At 53.5% G+C, this 17,977-nt stretch carries 16 protein-coding genes; 9 read left to right on the top strand and 7 right to left on the bottom strand.

What is annotated here, in order from left to right:
* The first annotated feature begins 39 nt into the window (after window positions 1–39).
* The 3 genes from MVD07_RS02895 to MVD07_RS02905 are packed head-to-tail and all read left to right on the top strand — an operon-like array spanning window position 40 to window position 1,697.
* Window positions 40–552, top strand: a complete 513-nt coding sequence (locus MVD07_RS02895; protein WP_297498416.1) for a biotin transporter BioY — start codon at window positions 40–42, stop codon at window positions 550–552.
* 33 nt (window positions 553–585) lie between these two features.
* Window positions 586–1,041: an RNA-binding protein gene (locus MVD07_RS02900; protein WP_297498446.1), complete on the top strand. Its 456-nt coding sequence runs from the start codon at window positions 586–588 to the stop codon at window positions 1,039–1,041.
* Window positions 1,038–1,697, top strand: a complete 660-nt coding sequence (locus tag MVD07_RS02905; RefSeq protein WP_297498448.1) for a Ribonuclease P protein component 3 — start codon at window positions 1,038–1,040, stop codon at window positions 1,695–1,697. Before MVD07_RS02900 ends, MVD07_RS02905 begins: the two co-directional genes overlap by 4 nt.
* Window positions 1,698–1,706: 9 nt before the next feature.
* On the opposite strand, the gene MVD07_RS02910 is transcribed toward MVD07_RS02905, so the two are convergent.
* The 3 genes from MVD07_RS02910 to MVD07_RS02920 all read right to left on the bottom strand — a co-directional run bounded on the left by MVD07_RS02910 (window position 1,707) and on the right by MVD07_RS02920 (window position 4,607).
* A complete protein-coding gene (locus tag MVD07_RS02910) occupies window positions 1,707–3,035 on the bottom strand; it encodes a TrpB-like pyridoxal phosphate-dependent enzyme (RefSeq protein WP_297498419.1) in 1,329 nt (442 codons plus the stop codon).
* 328 nt (window positions 3,036–3,363) lie between these two features.
* The gene (locus MVD07_RS02915) at window positions 3,364–4,152 is read right to left on the bottom strand and encodes a hypothetical protein (protein WP_297498422.1); all 789 of its coding nucleotides are present in this window, start codon (window positions 4,150–4,152) and stop codon (window positions 3,364–3,366) included.
* Window positions 4,149–4,607 (bottom strand): hypothetical protein, encoded by a 459-nt coding sequence (locus MVD07_RS02920; RefSeq protein WP_297498423.1) that lies wholly within the window; start codon window positions 4,605–4,607, stop codon window positions 4,149–4,151. Before MVD07_RS02920 ends, MVD07_RS02915 begins: the two co-directional genes overlap by 4 nt.
* A gap of 82 nt (window positions 4,608–4,689) precedes the next feature.
* Here MVD07_RS02920 and nikR point away from each other — a divergent pair, with 82 nt between their 5' ends.
* Window positions 4,690–5,106 (top strand): nickel-responsive transcriptional regulator NikR, encoded by a 417-nt coding sequence (nikR, locus tag MVD07_RS02925; RefSeq protein ID WP_297498426.1) that lies wholly within the window; start codon window positions 4,690–4,692, stop codon window positions 5,104–5,106.
* Between the two features lie 47 nt (window positions 5,107–5,153).
* Window positions 5,154–5,576: an amino acid permease gene (locus tag MVD07_RS02930; protein ID WP_297498428.1), complete on the top strand. Its 423-nt coding sequence runs from the start codon at window positions 5,154–5,156 to the stop codon at window positions 5,574–5,576.
* Here MVD07_RS02930 and rqcH read toward each other — a convergent pair whose 3' ends face one another.
* Window positions 5,577–7,529, bottom strand: a complete 1,953-nt coding sequence (rqcH, locus tag MVD07_RS02935; protein ID WP_297498431.1) for a ribosome rescue protein RqcH — start codon at window positions 7,527–7,529, stop codon at window positions 5,577–5,579.
* Window positions 7,530–7,651: 122 nt separating this feature from the next.
* On the opposite strand from rqcH, the gene MVD07_RS02940 reads away from it, so the two are divergent.
* A complete protein-coding gene (locus tag MVD07_RS02940) occupies window positions 7,652–9,625 on the top strand; it encodes a 1,4-alpha-glucan branching protein (RefSeq protein WP_297498432.1) in 1,974 nt (657 codons plus the stop codon).
* A 40-nt stretch (window positions 9,626–9,665) separates the two neighbouring features.
* Here the strand turns inward: MVD07_RS02940 and MVD07_RS02945 are convergent, their stop codons facing one another.
* Window positions 9,666–10,400, bottom strand: coding sequence for an alpha-glucosidase (locus tag MVD07_RS02945; RefSeq protein ID WP_297498434.1), 735 nt, complete (start codon window positions 10,398–10,400; stop codon window positions 9,666–9,668).
* Window positions 10,401–10,553: 153 nt separating this feature from the next.
* Window positions 10,554–12,119 carry a sodium-dependent transporter gene (locus MVD07_RS02950; protein WP_297498436.1) on the bottom strand — a complete coding sequence of 522 codons (1,566 nt, stop codon included), beginning with the start codon at window positions 12,117–12,119 and terminating at the stop codon, window positions 10,554–10,556.
* A 584-nt stretch (window positions 12,120–12,703) separates the two neighbouring features.
* Here MVD07_RS02950 and gdhA point away from each other — a divergent pair.
* The gene (gene gdhA, locus MVD07_RS02955; RefSeq protein WP_297498438.1) at window positions 12,704–13,969 is read left to right on the top strand and encodes a glutamate dehydrogenase; all 1,266 of its coding nucleotides are present in this window, start codon (window positions 12,704–12,706) and stop codon (window positions 13,967–13,969) included.
* 95 nt (window positions 13,970–14,064) lie between these two features.
* Here the strand turns inward: gdhA and MVD07_RS02960 are convergent, their stop codons facing one another.
* Window positions 14,065–15,231, bottom strand: coding sequence for a hypothetical protein (locus tag MVD07_RS02960; RefSeq protein WP_297498450.1), 1,167 nt, complete (start codon window positions 15,229–15,231; stop codon window positions 14,065–14,067).
* Between the two features lie 101 nt (window positions 15,232–15,332).
* Here MVD07_RS02960 and psmB point away from each other — a divergent pair, with 101 nt between their 5' ends.
* Both psmB and MVD07_RS02970 read left to right on the top strand, forming a co-directional pair.
* Complete coding sequence (gene psmB, locus MVD07_RS02965; RefSeq protein ID WP_297498440.1) at window positions 15,333–15,944, top strand: archaeal proteasome endopeptidase complex subunit beta; 612 nt, start codon at window positions 15,333–15,335, stop codon at window positions 15,942–15,944.
* 10 nt (window positions 15,945–15,954) lie between these two features.
* Complete coding sequence (locus tag MVD07_RS02970; protein ID WP_297498452.1) at window positions 15,955–17,901, top strand: beta-CASP ribonuclease aCPSF1; 1,947 nt, start codon at window positions 15,955–15,957, stop codon at window positions 17,899–17,901.
* Window positions 17,902–17,977: the final 76 nt, after the last annotated feature.

Here is a 17,977-nt window from a genome sequence, read left to right on the forward strand (position 1 = left end):
GATTTTTAACGTTTACGCATTTCTCAAAGGGGTGGTGGAATGAAGCCAAAGGAGCTTGCGCTGATATCGATGTTCACCTCTCTAACCGCCCTTGGGGCGCAGATGACAGTTCCAATAGGCCCGGTTCCTATTACGCTCCAAGTCCTCTTCGTTCTCCTTTCTGGCCTCATACTGGGGGCGAGGCTGGGCTTTCTCAGTCAGGCCCTCTACATGTTCCTCGGGCTGATAGGACTACCCGTCTTTGCCCATCTCGGCTCGGGACTGGCAACGCTCTACGGGCCGACTGGTGGCTATCTGATGGCTTTTCCCCTGGCTTCCTACCTGTCAGGCCTCTTCACGGGTAGAGGAAAGGCCTTCCAGCTCCTCGGTTCCCTGCTTGCCATCGGCGTTATATATCTCCTCGGCTGGGCGAGGCTAAGCCTCATTCTCGGCCTTGCCAAGGCCTTCTACGTTGGGGTTCTGCCCTTCGTAGGCGTTGACGTCACCAAGGCAGTCGTTGCCGTTCTCGTTGCAGATGCTGTAAGGGAGGCCCTCCCTGAGAACAGGTTTTAAAACCCTCCCCCCAACTTTTTTTCGGTGATAGGAATGGCAAAGCTTCAGGCCCATCACGTCAGGCTTACCACCTTCATCCAGGCGACCGAGGATGAGGACAAGGTTCTTGAGGCGATAGCGACGTTCATTCCTGATGAGATTGACGACGATGACGTCCACTTTGACGTTGAGGAAACGACTGGCTTCTTTGGCAACCCGATAAGGGTCGTCAACGTCGAGATACAGAGGAACAGGTCAGTGAGAGTCTTCCTCAGGTACTTCAGAGAGCTCCTGAGCGATGAGGACAGGAAATACCTACTCGAACACCTCGACGAGAAGGTTGATGAGGAGGGAATCCTCTACATCCGCTTCAACAAGCAGAAGGCCTACCTGGGTGAAGCAGAGGTCGATGAAGGCCCCGATGTTATCCAGGTGAGGATAAAGGTCAAGGCCTTCCCGATGAGGAAAGAGTCCGTAGTGAAGGCGGTAAGGGAGTGGCTGGAGAAATGAACGAAGAAAGCCTTCCCCGGAACTACTTCGTCGAAATGGACGTGAGAGATGAGGAGGCCTACCAGCTCGCAAGTGAGTGGTTCAATAAAGTTGTCTTTACCAGAAAGCTCGTTCTAACGGGAGAACCTGAGTGGGGTATTCTAAGGGAGGAGCTGAAGGAACTCCGGGAAAAATACGGGGAGGTTGCCCTCCTCATCGTTACTAAGAAACCGAGCCTGATAATGGAGGTAAAGCGCAGAAACCTTAAGGCCATCCTCTACGTTCAGGGTGGCGACATGAGGGTCAACAGGGCGGCTATTGAGAGTGGTGTTGATGCCCTCATAAGCCCCTGGTTCGGGAGGAAAGACTCGGGCTTCGACCACACCTTAGCTGGAATGGCTTCAAGGAGAAACGTCGCGATAGGTTTTTCTCTCTCGCCCCTTCTGAAGGCCAGTCCATACGAGAGGACCCTCACGCTCCGCTTCATGATGAAGGTGTGGGAGCTGACCAAAAAGTACCGGGTGCCTAGGTTCATAACGAGCTCGGCCGAGAGCAGGTGGGAGGTCCGCTCTCCGGGGGATTTGATGAGCCTCGGGACAAACATCGGTATGGAAGTCCCTGAGGCTAGGGCCAGTTTGAACTTCTATCCTAGGAGGATTCTGTCTAGGCTCAAATGAAAAGAAAAGTCAAGGCTCTTCTAAAGCAGGGAAGTAGTCGGGCTCATAATCCTCAAGCTTCCCGTCCAGGTAGTCCTCATAACCCTGAAGGTCGAGAAGGCCGTGTCCGCTGAGGTTGAAAAGTATGACCTCCTCTTTTCCTTCCTCCTTCGCCTTCAGGGCCCTGTCTATCGTGCCTTTTATCGCGTGGGCGCTCTCGGGAGCGGGGATTATCCCCTCTGTCTTGGCGAAGAGGTGTGCCGCCTGGAAAACCTCGTTCTGGTGATATGCTATTGGCTTCACTATGCCATGGTTGACGAGAACGCTCAGCGTTGGCGCCAATCCGTGGTAGCGCAGTCCGCCTGCATGTATCGGCGGGACATAGTAGGTGTGACCTAAAGTGTGCATCTTCATCTTTGGGGTGTAGCCACCCGAATCCCCAAAGTCGTACTTGTAGAGGCCGCGAGTCATGGACGGAGCTGCTTTCGGCTCGACCGCTATGAACTCGTAGTCGGCTTTGCCGTCCAGTTTGTCCTTCACGAAGGGGTAAGCTAAACCGGCGAAATTGCTCCCGCCACCGACGCAGCCGATTATAACGTCCGGTTCTTCGAACTCCTTCATCTGCTCCTTCGTCTCAAGCCCTATGACCGTCTGGTGCATCAGGACGTGGTTTAAAACGCTCCCGAGGGAGTAGCGGGCCTTCTCGTCCCTTAAAATGTCTTCAATTGCTTCACTTATCGCTATGCCAAGGCCACCGGGGTGGTTCGGATCCTCTGCCAAAAACTTCCGCCCGATTTCGGTCCTGTCGCTCGGGCTCGGGTAGATTTCAGCACCGTAGAGGCGCATTATTGTCTTCCTGTAGGGCTTCTGCTGGTAGCTGGCACGGGCCATATAAACCCTGACCTTAAGTCCGAGGAGGGTTCCGGCTAAGCTTAAAGCCGTCCCCCACTGGCCTGCTCCGGTCTCGGTCACGAGCCTCTCGATGCCCTGCTTTTTGGCGTAGTAGGCCTGAGCTAAGGCCGTGTTTATCTTGTGGCTTCCAGTTACAGTTGCCCCTTCGAACTTGAAGTATATCTTAGCCGGCGTCCCAAGGGCCTTCTCAAGGTGCGTCGCCCGGAAAAGCGGGGTTGGACGGCCTATCTTGGCGTAGAGTTTTCTGACCTCCGTGGGTATCTCCATGTAGCGCTCGCTGCTCATCTCCTGCTTCACCAGCTCCTCCGCAAAGATACGCAGCAGCTTTTCCGGTTCAACGGGCTCGCCGGTCTCTGGATCCAGGGGCGGTTCTAGGGGCTCCGGAAGATCCGGTAGGATGTTGTACCACCTCTTTGGTATCTTCGAGTCAGGAAGAACGGCTTTCATTCCAACACCTCCGGCTTGATTTTTGGAAGAAAAGTCCCAAAAGCGAGGGAATAATGAGCATAAGGACTAAGCCTGAAAAGAGGGGATAACGGCTATGCCCGCCAAAAACAAGCCCCCCTGTTCAGTTCAGCACCAAAAGCAATCCCGCCCTTGAGGTTGTGGGCTAGGGACATTGATTAGAGGGACACACTCAAAGCCAAAAACGATCACTCCTAGCAGTCATTGGACATCGTAGTGCAGAATGTTTCCTCCTTTATATGTTTTTTGGAAATAACTTCGATAGTCTGACAAAAAGGACGGGGAAAATTTGAAAAAATCTGTCCAAACATCAGGCCTTCGGCGCCCCGACGAGGACTGAGAGAACTCTATCAACGTCGCTCTTTCTTCCCTTCAGGACAATGAGAGCCCGATACTGCCCGGCGTCGCTCTCCATAAACCTTAGGCTCCCGTCGGCTTTCCTGAGGACGTATTCAGCATACCTGACCTGATCATCCTTGGAATATATCAGTATGAGCACTTGTACACCGTCGCCTGCCTTTGCCCCAAAGGAGAACTTTGCCAAGTACCAGTCGGGAAGTGGCCCGCTCCAGTTTGCCTGTCCGATGGAGATGTTGGCGTCCATGAGTTCCTTCCCGAGACCTATCGCCAGAACCTCAGCGGCCTTCCACGGGCTTGGGGCGCTCGCTATGAACAAACCTGAGGGTTTCCCGCAGAGCCACTCCCGCCGGGTCTCGTTGAGGACACCGCTTGATTTTCCTCTGACGGCTAGGAAGGTGCTCCCGTTGTAGGCCACGTAGTAAGTCTTTCCACCTGCCCTCTCCCAGAGGCTCCACTGGCAGTTCGTCCTGCTCCAGTTTCCAGAGGACATGGCATAGCCCAGATCCTGGAGCTCGGCTATGACCTCCCCGTAGAGCTGTGGAGCGCTTCCGTTCTCGACCTTTAGGACTTCCGCGTTTCTGGTTTTTTCCCAGCTCATATTGGCCAGGGCCGGTGGGTCGGTGAGGCCCCAGAGGGCAGGCTTCTCAACGGGTTTCAGCTCATCTCTTTCCCAGTAGTAGAGGGCCGAAGCCAGAACCGCGATAACTACGATGATCCCGAGAACCCTCTTCATCTTCACCACCCCTGTGCCATCCCGGTCTTCTCATGGGGGCTTTTTCCGACCCTGTGTCTTGCAAGGAGGGAGAAGAAGAACTCCTTCAGCTCGGAGGACATGCCATCGTCGAGGAGTATGTCCGCCTTCCCGGAGTACTTCTTTTCTGCCTTGGTAATGAGGGTCGCTATCTTGGGGGCTAGGTACTCAAGCAGGGCCCTTCCGAGCTCAATAAACTCCTCCTCGTCGAGTTCCTCGTCGCTCTCGACTCCGATGTAGAGCACGAAGCCCTTCATCTGAACCGCCAGCACGAAGTCATTACTTGTGACCTCAAAGAACGAGAAGTTGTAGCCCTTGCTTGGGCTTCTCGCTATTAAGAGGCCCTTTATTGAAAGCGTTACAGGAGTTTCGCCCACCAGTTCGAATACCAGATCCTCGGCAAACTCACGCCTCGCCAGAGGGTAGAGTTCGTTGAGCTTCATGGTTGGGCGTTTGGGTGGAGGGATAATAAGGCTTTTGGAACATCTTTTTAACTCGGATGTGAACACTTATATTGGTGGTGCTATGAAGATAGTCCGCTTCGGTGTCTCGGTGCCCGAGGAGCTGCTGGAAGGCTTTGACAGGATAATCAAGGAGAGGGGTTACGTCAACAGGAGCGAGGCCATAAGGGACCTTATGAGGGACTTCATAGTCAGGCACGAGTGGGAAGTTGGGAACGCTGAGGTCGCTGGGACGATAACGATGCTCTACAACCACGACGAGGCCGACGTTGTAAAGGAGCTCCTCGATTTACAGCATGAGTACCTTGAGGAGATCATTTCGAGTGTACATGTCCACATGGACGAGCACAACTGCCTTGAGGTTGTAATAGTCAGGGGCAAAGCTGGCAGGATAAAGGAAATAGCCGACAGGCTTCTCAGCCTCAAGGGCGTTAAGCACGGAAAGCTCGTCATGACAGGAACTGGAAAAGGACTCGTCTGAGGGGAAGGTTTAAAGCATCAACCTCCTTTCACACGGGGGGATGCACCATGAGGATCGTCGGGTTTCTCGCTGCGGTCTTGGTACTCTTCTCCTTCCTGATGCCGTGGTTCCAGACCGAGAAGTGGTACGGAACCGAGCAGATTACTATGATGGAGATTGTGAAGGGACTTTACAGCAACGTCACTCAGATAGAGGAGACTGTAAAGGAGCTCAACCAGAACCCCACAAATGCTTCAATGCTATTCCTGTCCTACGTTGTGGGCGTTTCCCTGATACTCATTGGGGCCCTCTTCGGGCTCACCGGGGGGAGGGGAGGCCATCTCCTCGGGATAATAGGCATGGCCCTATTGACGTACCCCCTCTGGGTAACGACGGGCAAGGAGCTCTTCAACATAATTTCCTACGGCTACATCGTCGGCGGGATTGGATTCCTCATTGGTCTCGTTGGGGGTGGAAAGGGGGGGAAGTAACTATCCAACAATCTCAACTATCTCCCCCCCTCCAGGGGGGAGAACCGCGTTTAAATCCTCTTCCCTCACCTTGTAACCCCACTTTTCGAGGACGCCCTTTATCTTCTTGACAAGTTCACCCTTCTTAAGCCTTCCCGGCCTTATGACGATGTATCTCTTTGTGTGGGCCTTGATGGCGTCAACTGGCGCGCACACAACGTATTCCTCGCCATCGTATGTTGCAACACCGACTGCAAGCCTCAGCGAGAGTCCGTGGAGCCAGTTCCTCTTGCCGTAGACCATGAAAGACCCCTTGCCGAGGTACTCACCGCTCGGTGTCTGCTTCGTGACCTGCTCCGGATAGGCCCAGTAGGCGTCGGCCGAGTAGAGCCCCCGACTCCAGGCACGGCTCATCGAGACTGCGAACTGGCAGGCCTCAAAGATTGTCTTTTCCCCGGCCTTCTTGCCCTCCTTGATGACGACATGAGGAGCACCGTAGACGTCGGCGTGACAGTAGATGTCGTTTTCGGTCATGTGCTTCTTTATCAGAATCTCGTTGGTGCTCGCGTCTTTTCCAGCCAAAACAAGGAAGCCCTCACTCGAAAGGAACCAGCGGAACTTCTCGAACCACTTCTTCTTTCTTCTCTCGATCCTCTTTACGTTCACCTCTTTCTTTATCTCTTCCTCGATGAGCTTTTCGACCTCGTCGAGCTTTCGCTTGGTGTCCTCGTAGGCTTTAAGCGCTCCCTCGTACTTGTGTCTGAACTTCTTGGCCTTCTCGTAGTAGAGCTCTGCGTTCTCCCCTAGGCTTTTGTTCAGGTAGAGCTTCACCCTCTTCCCTTCGAGTTCAATCGTTGCTGCCTTCTCCTTTGGGTCGATACCCTGAACCAGAAGGGCAACCTTGTTTCCGGCCTTCTTGCCCTCCTCGATTCTGCGCTTGAACTCCTCCCAGCCGAGGGTCTCGGTGGCTTTCCTGAACTCCTCTAAAAGCCTCTCGATGAGGGTGTAGTTCGCGTAGATTGTATCGCCTATCCTCTGGTTCTCGTTCATCGCCTTTTCAAACCCCTTGAGCAACTCCCCCTGCTTCTTGAGCGTCATGAGGAGTTGTCTCTTTCTGGCTTCGAGCTTCCTAGTCTGCTCCTCTTTGGCCTTTTCGACGGTTATCCTCCCGAAGTACTCGTCGAGGGCCTCGCTGAAGGTTTTAAAATACCGCTTCTCAAACCCCTCGTAGACCCTCAGTTCTATCGGGGCAACGTCGTGCATACGTCCGTTCTTGAAAACGATGTTCGGCTTTGGTTCATCGTTGAAAGTCTTTAACATTGCCGCATAGACCATTCTCAGGTCGTCGTCGCTCAGTTCCTTAACCGGCGTTGTCTTTTCAAAGCCCGCCCTAATGGAAATCTCCTCGGCGTAGAGACCACCCATGTTGAGCTTTCTCGCCAGAGCGCGGACGAGTTCTAAGCTCTCGTTCTCCCTCATCAGCTCAAGGAATCTCTCAAACGAAACCTCAAGCGGGTTTTCCCTGGCTGGAGGGAACCTGTAATCGGCGTTGGGCTTTATGGCCCTATCCTTGTACTCCTCATAGCGCAGGGCGGAGATTATTCTGTTACCTGAATCGACGAGGATGACGTTCCCCCTCCTGAAGAGCTCACCGATTAGTGTGTAGTCTCCGACCCTTATCTTTACAATCCTGTCGAACTGGTGTTGCTCTATACCCTCTATGAAGCCCCCTCCCAGGTACTTCCTGAGGAGCATCGTGAAGCTCGAGGGCTGTTTTGGAGCCTCCTTGACGTAGCTCGTGAGGTGAAACCTCTTTCCTGCCTGGAGGATTAGATCGGCCCTCCCCTCTCTGGTTCGGAGTTTTATCCTTATCTCGTTGCCGTCGTGGTAGACCTTATCAACGCGGGAACCGACCAGCCACTGAAGCTCCCTCACGATGTAGCGTATGTCAACGGAACTCATCTCCTCCTTCATCTTCCCACCGGGGGAAGTTGAAGCTGGAGGTTATAAGCTTGAATGTCCATTTCTGTCACGGACGACACTTCTGGACTGGATAAAGTTAAATACGATAGTGTAATAACACCCCCGGTGATACCATGATTGGATACTTCACGTTCGTACTGCACAGCCACCTCCCCTACGTGAGGAAACATGGAAAATGGCCCTTTGGGGAGGAGTGGCTCTATGAGGCAATGAGCGAGACTTACCTGCCCCTGCTGATGGAGTTCGAACGTCTCAGGGAATCTGGCGTCAGGTTCCAGATAGTTGTCAACATAACCCCCGTCCTCATGGAACAGCTCGCCGATGACTACCTGAAGGCTGGGTTTCAGACGTACCTCCTTGATAAAATAGAAAAGACGAGGAAAGACCTCGAATCGGGCAAGTACTCCAAGAAGGCGGTTAAAGCTGTCCTTGAGCACTACGAGAAGGTTCTTTCCTACTGGAGGGCCATAAACGGCGACGTTATTGGAAAGTTCAGGGAGCTCCAAGGAGAAGGATATGTGGAGGTCATAACCTCGCCGGCAACCCATGCGTACCTGCCCCTCCTCCTCAGAGATGAGGCAATTAGGGCACAGATAGCCAATGGAATAACCACCTACGAGAAGCACTTCGGGAGGAAACCAGCAGGGATGTGGCTCTCGGAGTGCGCCTACAGACCCGCTGGAGAGTGGGGGCTCCCTGGAGGGAGGAAGGTCAGGAGGAAGGGTATAGAGAAGTTCCTTGAGGAGTTCGGGATAAGGTACTTCTTCGTCGAGAGCAAACTCATCGATGAGGGACCAGTGTCCGGGGGCTACGGTGACATACCTCCTTACAGCGGTGAGAAGAGCACCCTCAGGCCCTACTGGGTGAAGGGCTCGAACGTTGCCGTCTTTGCGAGGAACAGGGAGACGGGCCACCAGGTGTGGAACGCCCACTTCGGTTACCCAGGCGACTTCTGGTACAGGGAGTTCCACAGGAAGGCCCCGGAGAGCGGTGGGCAGTACTGGAGGATAACTGGAAAGGATGTTGAACTCGGAGACAAGGAATTCTACGACCCAGAGAAGGCGATGGAGCGCGTCGAAGAGCACGCAAGGCACTTCGTCTCACTGGTTGAGAGACTCCTAAGGGAGTTTGAAGAGAAAACCGGGGAGAGAGGGATAGTGGTTTCCCCCTATGATACCGAACTCTTCGGCCACTGGTGGTTTGAGGGTGTCAAATGGCTCGGCAGAGTCCTTGAGCTGATGGCAATCAGGGGGATAGAGACCGTCAGCCTCTCCCGCTTCCTTGAGGGGTATTCCGGCAGGAGGCACGAGATAGAGCTTCCCGAGGGATCATGGGGGGCGAATGCCGACCACTCGACGTGGTGGAATGGAGAAACGGAGTGGACGTGGGAGCACGTCTACCGCGCCGAGGAGCGGATGGTTGCCATAGCCAGCAGGTTCCATGGGCGGGACAGTACAGTGAACCGCGTCATAGGTCAGCTCGCCAGGGAGCTAATGATCCTTGAGGGCAGTGACTGGCAGTTCCTCATAACGACGGGTCAGGCTAAAGAGTACGCCAGGAGGAGGGTTCTTGTGCACAGCAGGGACTTTCACAGGCTCACCAACGAGCTGGTTAAGTATCTCAGAACCGGGCAGTTCGATAGAGTCATCCTCAACGAACTTGAGGAGCGCGACAATCCCTTCAGGCCCGTTATAGTCGAGCACTACGTGAGCGAGAACCCGCCTGAGCTTGAGGAGTACGTCGAGCCCCCTGAAGTGCCCCCTGAAGAAGTGGCGGAGTCTGAAGAGAAGGCTCCCGCGGTGGCCGAAGAGAGGGCCTATTCAACGGCCATAGCCATTGAGACCGTTGCGAGGAGGGAGAAGAAGAGGGTCGAGAGGGCCCCAAAGGTTAAGAAGAGGCTGAGCTCCAAGAAGGAGAAGAGTGATCTGCTCTCAATAAAGGGCATAGGGCCGAAGACCCTGGAGAAGCTCAAGAGGGCTGAAGTTCACACCATTGAGGATCTCAAGAGAGCTGACCTTGAGGGACTGGCGAAGAAGACTCGGATTTCGATAAAGCGCCTCAGGAAGTTTGTGGAGCAGATCTCTTGAGGGGTCCAACCCGGCCGTAGAACAACGGAAAATGAAAGGGTCAGAGAAAGGCGTGCCTGTGCTTGTAGAGGAGGTACGAACCGTAGAGTATTAGGTAGAGCTCGGCTGCACTCAGGATCACCATAAAGATGAGCCATCCCTTGACGAAGCTGGGGCTCTTGTTTATCATCTCGGTTATCTTTCCAATTGCCCCAGGGGTGGTCAGCTGTCTCAGTCCGTAGGTTAGTCCCATTGCTCCTTGGATTATCGGTATTGGTATCGTTGAATACGCCAGAAGAAGACCGAGGTATCCCCTTCTCTGAAGGGAGAGCATCGAGAGGATCGTGGGAATTGCCAGTATCAAAGCCGTTACGGCCATTACCTGGCTCATATAAACACCAACCAGCAGGAAGAACGCCGTCATTCCAAAGAGGTACGTTCTGTAAGCCTTTTTAAGTGCCTTGAGCATGTCTGGATCGAAGTCATACACGGCGGACTTTGAGTAGAAGTTCATCTTCTTAGCTCGCTCAATGTATTTTTTCTTTCCTTCCTTCTCTATGCCATTGTCAGTGCTCATGTTCTTCAGTTCCTTGGCCTTCTTAAAGAAGAACTCCGCCAGCTGGACGTTGTCCTTTTTGACGTTCTCGGCCAGCGCCTTGAAGTTTTCGGCCGCTTCTCTGATGAGTGAGATTACCTTTCTCTTCTCCTTCTCGTTTAGAACAGTTAACCTCTCAACCCGGGGTATCGTTGTTTCGAGAACTTCGGCAGTGTCCTCAAGAATCGCGGGACTCTTCACGTTTATCCCTCCAAAAACCTAAAAAAGAAAGGGGTTTAAGACCCTTGTGCCTTCTCGGCGGACAAAAGCCTGCCGATGCTCCAGAACATTAAGGCAAGGATCACGATCCATGCTATTATCATGTAGATTACCCAGCTTCCCATTGTCACCACCTCAGATCTTCACTAGCACTCTGTTCTCCTTTATCTCCTCTCCATACTTTTTCTTGATGGCAAAGTATGTTTCTACTGCTCCGATGATGAACATGATTATTATTGCTGCTCCAACGGACGCTGGAATTTCGCCGCTAACGAAGCCCTTGAACGTTCCGACCAGCGGGATCAGCAGAAATATTGGTGCCACGATGAGGGTAACCCACTTGTAGGCAGTTGGGACTCTGATATAGGCTCCCTTGTGAAGCTCCTCCCAGAAGTTGCTGGGCTTGAAGAGGTACACTGCCACTATAATGTCAAGCAGTGCCAGCAGGGTGAGCTGGAAGCTGATCCAGTTGTCGAGTGGGGTAACGTACTTGTCGAGACCTATGTAGATGACCGGCAGTCCCAGTATGAAGTATATCAGCAGGACGAGCCAGGTTCCAATGCTTCTCTTGATGTTGAGATCCTCCTCAAAGAGCGCAACGAGGTAGTTGTACATTGCTATTGCCGAAGTCCATCCCGCAAACCACAGGAGCAGGAACCACAGTGCGCCGAAGAACCTTCCGGCTTCACCCATGCTGACGAAGACGTTCGGCAGGCTGGTGTATGCGAAACCGAGGCCGAATTTGTGGCCGATCCATGCAAGGGCTGCGTTCTTGCCTTGGTCGAGGACGTTTGCTGGCACTATCTTCGGAGCATATGCCGTTGCCAGCGGTATTGCAAGGGAACCGCCGAGGATGACTTCTGCGAACTCGTTGAGTGAAACGGTGGCTATTCCAGAGAGGGCGACGTCATCGTTGGGGCCGAGGTAGCTCGCGTAGTTCTGGATGATACCCATGCCCAGCGACAGCGTGAAGAATATCTGCCCTGCTGCCGCAAGCATGACGGCGGCGAAGTGCTCCTTGAGGTAAGCCCAGTTGGGACTCCATATGAAAGAGAATCCGTCTAATGTGCTCCAGTTGGGGTTGATTGGTGCGCCAAGGACGAAAACATAGCCGACTAATATAATAGCGAAGATGTAGAGCAATGGCATCATTACCTTAACCCATCTTTCTATACCCTTGCTGATTCCCCTTCCAACGGCTATGGCTATGGTGACTATAGTGATGCCCCAGAAGATGAACACCTCGGCGTGATTGCTCAGATAGTTGCCGAAAAACTGCCCCGTGCTCTTGCCGAAGTACGCCCCGGTTATGCTGAACCATGTGTAGGCTGCGGACCAGCCTATGAGGTGCAGGTAGTAGCTGTTGAGCAGGGTAACTCCACCAAACGCTACCATACCACTGATAACACCCATTACAAGTGCTCCCCTCGGGCTGAGGCTCTCCCTCGCCATCAGGTAGTAGGTTGGACCGATGGTACCGTGGCCGTACTTGCCACCGTAGCGACCTGCAACCCACTCAACCCACATTATGGGTATTCCAAGAAGGAACAGCGCCAGGAAGTACGGCACCATGAAGGCGCCGCCGCCGTTCTGGGCGACCTGGGTCGGGAACCTGACGAAGTTACCAAGGCCGACCGCGTTGCCGGCCATGGCTAGAATCAAACCGAGCTTGGTCGCCCATTGATCCCTCTGGGCTTCCATTCTGGATCACCTCCGAGCTTCTTGGGTTCTTAACATCTCATTGTTGCCCAGGATATGGGCACTATGTATTGGAGCATGCATTATATAAAAAGCTTTTTGGTCGGTATTTTCGACGAAAAACGATTTACGCTGGCACCGATTAAGTTGAGGTTCTCTCTTGTCATTTTTTCAATCCGATGGTATAAAGCCCTTTCCTTAGTATCATTCTGACAATTGAACGTTCTATCCTTTCAAAAAAACGTCAATGAAAGTGCAAGGCGAAAGTCTTTTCTAAGGAGTTGCCTAGAGTCCTCGGGCCCAATGACTGGAACGTGAGTGAGCTGAGCCTGTGATGACCGACTTCTCGCTGAGGGCCCATTAAATGTTCATTAACGGATTTTTAAGTCCATTGCCGTCCAGAAAATTTTGAATGTACATTACTTCTTTTAGCTCAGAATTTCAAGAGAACTTTTTATTCCCTCGAAAATTTGTGATGAAAACTCTTTGTTGAAAACTAAGCGTTCTCCTTTCCCCTTTCCCGAAAGGTTTATATATGCAAAGGCCGTAACGAATATCGCAGATTACCGAAACCCGAGGTGATGACTATGGTCGAGATGGACCCCTTTGAGATGGCCATCCAGCAGCTTGAGAGGGCCGCCCAGTTCATGGACATAAGCGAAGAGGCCCTCGAGTGGCTTAAGAGGCCCATGAGGATCGTTGAGGTTTCAGTTCCCCTTGAGATGGACGACGGCTCCGTCAAGGTTTTCACCGGTTTCAGGGTTCAGCACAACTGGGCCCGCGGGCCTACTAAGGGTGGCATCCGCTGGCACCCGGAGGAGACCTTAAGCACCGTTAAGGCCTTAGCAACCTGGATGACCTGGAAGGTCTCCGTTATGGATCTCCCCTACGGTGGCGGCAAGGGCGGCATAATCGTTGACCCGAAGAAGCTCTCCGAGAGGGAGCAGGAGAGGCTCGCGAGGAGCTACATCAGGGCAATCTACGACGTCATCGGGCCCTGGACCGACATCCCGGCTCCAGACGTCTACACCAACCCCAAGATAATGGCCTGGATGATGGACGAGTACGAGACCATAATGAGGCGCAAGGGCCCGGCCTTCGGCGTCATAACCGGCAAGCCACCCGGAGTCGGTGGTATAGTCGCCAGAATGGACGCAACCGCCCGCGGTGCGGCATTTGCCATGCGCGAGGCAGCTAAGGCCCTCGGCTGGGACGGCCTCAAGGGCAAGACCATAGCCATACAGGGCTACGGTAACGCCGGCCACTTCCTCCACAAGATCCTCAGCGAGGAGTTCGGCATGAAGGTAGTCGCTGTAAGCGACAGCAAGGGCGGTATCTACAACCCCGACGGAATTCCGCCGGCTGACGAAGTCCTCAAGTGGAAGAGGGAGCACGGCTCGGTCAAGGACATGCCCGGAACCCAGAACATAACCAACGAAGAACTTCTCGAGCTCGACGTTGACATCCTCGCTCCAGCGGCAATAGAGGAGGTCATCACCGAGAAGAACGCCGACAACATCAAAGCCAAGATCGTTGCTGAAGTTGCCAACGGACCAGTTACTCCCGAAGCAGACGAGATACTCTACGAGAAGGGCATTCTTCAGATCCCGGACTTCCTGTGCAACGCCGGTGGCGTTACCGTCAGCTACTTCGAGTGGGTTCAGAACATAAACGGCTTCTACTGGACGGTTGAGGAGACCAGGGAGAGGCTCGACCACAAGATGACCAAGGCCTTCTGGGACGTCTTCAACACCCACAAGGAGAAGAACATCCACATGCGCGATGCTGCCTACGTCGTCGCTGTCAGCAGGGTCTACGAGGCCATGAAGCACCGCGGATGGGTGAAGAAGTGACTCTTTTCTTTTCTCCTCTTGTTTGGATGGATTGACTCAATTTTCTGGCACAAGGCTTTCTCATCTTCAGGTGATTAAATGCAAAGGGGAAGGCTTCACACCTTCGCCCAGTACTCTTTTTCTTCCACCATTGCCCTTATCATCTCCTCTTCGTCCTTGAACATGGTTCTCCGCGAGGGGTTCTGCATGCCGTAGAACTCCATGAAGGGACTCGGGCGCCTCTTGAAAGGATAGTAGAGATATATTGCAGCGAGCGTTCTGTAAGCTTCGGCCATCTCACTTATAACACCGGCGGAGACTCCTTCGGCATAGTGATAGACCGCTATTGCCTTGCTGACGTCGACAAGGTTAAAATCGCGCTCAACGAGCTGTCTCCTGAGTATGTCTGTCGCTTGCTCTATGTCCTCCCTTTCGAGTTCCTCCTCTCCCTCGCCGTCGAGGAGGTGTTTTATCCTGATGTATTGTATCGATGGGTTTTTCGAGACCTGCTCGTCGTATTCAGCGACCACCCACCAGTCATCGAGAGCCCCGGGATCGAGAACTGTAAAGTGCTCGCTCAACCTGTGGTAGAAGCCTCTAACGCGGTGGTAGTACTCCTTTTCGTGGCCGGTCATCGGATAGCTGAGGTAGACCAGGGGCTTCTCCTTTTCCCTGAAGATGAGGTCGAGGAAGACCCCCTTTGGATGCCTTATGCCGAACTGAAGGATGTAGCGGACGTTTAGCCCCTCTTTCTTCAGCTCGTGGACGAGGGTCTTGACGTGGTTTATTGCATCTTCTCTCCACATGACGAGTGTCGTCAGCTTTATGTTGCTCGGGCTCTCGCCAAAGCGCTCGAACCACTCTGGATCATCAATTATTCTCCTCCTGACGGAGAGGACGTCGTCAAGGACTATTATCACCCTATCTGGCTTTAGGAGCTTGAGGTTGCTCAGGGTGAAGCCTATGACGCTCCCGCTCCCCCAGCGGAACAAACTGGGCGTTGAAACTAGGTGGAAAGTCTTGTCACTTCCGTCTATCTCTCCCCTTATCCTGGCGAAGGCTTCGTCCCTTATCTCGTTCATGAGGTCTGGGTGACTTATCGCGAAGTCGAGAACGTTCTTCCTAGTTATCTTGACTCCCCTCTCCTTTCCAACTTCTCTGAGCCAGTCAAAGACGTGGTAATAAGCGTAGCCCTCTCCCTCTGCTAGTTTGAGGGCTTCAGTTATGTACTCGTCCCTCCCATTGAGGGGCGGGCCGGTTAGGAGTATTACCTCCTTTCCCATGGCAATCACCCAATTAATTCAGGCGAAACCTTTAAATACTCTTTCCCTAAGCAGTTCCTAGGGATTCTTCTGTTCTAAAACCAAATCCAGGGGTGTTGCAGTTGGCTGAGGGCCTAAAGGGCACAACAACCGTTGGCATCGTTTGTAAGGACGGCATAGTCTTAGCTGCGGACAAGAGGGCATCGCTTGGCAACATGGTGCTCTCCGAGAACGTTACAAAGATATTCCAGATAGACGAGCACTTGGCACTGGCCGGGGCCGGAAGCGTTGGGGACATCCTCGGTCTGGTCAGACTTCTCAGGGCCGAGGCAAGGCTTTACAGGGCAAGGGTCGGGAAAGAGATGTCTGTAAAGGCCCTTGCAACGCTGACGGCCAATGTTCTTCACGGTGGTAGGGGCTACGCCTACTACGCGTGGTTTCTCGTTGGTGGCTACGACGAGGAACCCGGGCTGTATTCAATAGACTCGGCCGGTGGCGTTACCGAGGATAAGTTTACTGCCGCTGGCTCGGGCATGGAGTTTGCCTTCTCAATACTTGAGGAGAACTACCGTGAAGATCTCTCCGTTGAGGAGGGGATAAAGCTCGCCCTCAAAGGGATCAAGGTCGCGACGAGGAGGGATGTCTTCACGGGAGGTGGCCTCACCCTCGTGACGATAACCAAGGAGGGCTACCGCGAGTGGAGCGAGGAGGAGCTCAGGGCTTTTCTTGAGTGAGGTGGTGGCGTTGATAAGAAGGGAGACCTACGTTGACGACATACTCAAAGAGATAAGGGAAGTAATCAGCCAGATGGTGCCACCCAATGCTAAGATAACCGAGATAGAGTTCGAGGGGCCGGAGCTCGTGATATACACTAAGAACCCAGAAGTCCTCATGAGGGACGGTGACCTGATAAGGAACCTTGCTAAAGTCCTGAAGAAGCGCATCAGCGTTCGCCCTGATCCGGACATACTGATCCCGCCGGAGAAGGCTGAGGAGATGATAAAGGAGATAGTCCCGCCCGAGGCGGAGATAACCAACATAAGCTTCGACCCTTCCGTCGGGGAGGTCATAATAGAGGCCAAGAAGCCCGGCCTCGTTATAGGGAAGAATGGGGAAACGCTTCGCCTGATAACCCAGAAGGTTCACTGGGCGCCAAGGCCCGTCAGGACACCACCACTCCAGAGCCAGACGATATACTCGATAAGGCAGATACTCCAGAACGAGAGCAAGGACAGGAGGAAGTTCCTTAGGCAGGCCGGGAGAAACATCTACAGAAAATCGGAATACAAGAGCAGATGGATAAGGATAACAGGCCTCGGAGGCTTCCGTGAGGTTGGGAGAAGCTCCCTCCTCATCCAGACGGACGAGAGTTACGTCCTCGTCGACTTCGGCGTCAACATAGCAACTCTAAAGGACCCTCTCAAGGCCTTCCCTCACTTCGATGCTCCAGAATTCCGCTACGTTCTCGACGAGGGCCTCCTCGATGCCATAATAATCACCCATGCCCACCTTGACCACAGCGGTATGCTCCCCTACCTTTTCCGCTACAGGCTCTTCGACGGGCCGATATATACCACTCCGCCCACGAGGGACTTGATGGTTCTCCTCCAGCAGGATTTTATAGACATCCAGAAGATGAACGGTGTCGAACCCCTCTACCGCCCTAGAGACATAAAGGAGGTCATAAAGCACACCATAACCCTCGACTACGGGGAAGTAAGAGACATAGCCCCGGACATAAGGCTCACCCTCCACAACGCTGGACACATACTAGGTTCTTCGATAGTCCACCTCCACATCGGCAACGGACTGCATAACATAGCCATAACCGGGGACTTCAAATTCATCCCCACAAGGCTTTTCGAGCCGGCCGTGAGCAGGTTCCCGAGGCTTGAGACCCTTGTCATGGAGTCCACCTACGGCGGGAGCAACGACTACCAGATGCCACGCGATGAGGCCGAGAAGAAGCTCATCGAGATAATCCACCAGACGATAAAGCGCGGTGGAAAGGTTCTCATACCGGCCATGGCAGTTGGAAGGGCTCAGGAGATAATGATGGTTCTCGAAGAGTATGCGAGAGTTGGTGGTATAGACGTTCCGATATACCTCGACGGAATGATATGGGAGGCTACCGCCATACACACTGCCTATCCGGAATACCTCAGCAAGAACCTCCGCGAGCAGATACTCCACGAGGGCTACAACCCCTTCCTGAACCCGGCCTTTAAGCCTGTCGCGAACTCCCGCGAGAGAGGGGATATAATAGACAGCGGTGATCCCGCGATAATAATAGCCACCTCCGGCATGCTCGTCGGCGGGCCGAGCGTTGAGTACTTCAAGCAACTTGCATCGGACCCCAAGAACAGCATAATTTTCGTGAGCTACCAGGCTGAGGGAACCCTCGGAAGGCAGGTTCAGAGGGGCCTGAGGGAGATACCCCTTGTTGGAGAGGATGGCAGAACCGAGGTTGTCAACGTCAACATGAAGGTCCACACGATAGACGGCTTCTCTGGCCACGCGGACAGGAGGGAGCTGATAAGCTACGTCGCCCGCGTCAGGCCGAGGCCGGAGCGCATAATAACCGTCCATGGCGAGTCTCATAAGTGCCTCGACCTCTCGACAAGCGTACACAGAAAGTTTGGCATCTCAACTCGCGCCCCCAACAACCTCGACGCCATAAGGCTCAAGTGAGCCGTTTCAAAATTTTTAAAAGAAAGAGCCTCAGCCCAGAAGGGCCAGGAAGACACCGGCAACCACTGCAGTCCCT

Origin of the sequence: Thermococcus sp., assembly GCF_027008145.1 — an archaeon.
Taxonomy (GTDB): Archaea; Methanobacteriota_B; Thermococci; order Thermococcales; family Thermococcaceae; genus Thermococcus.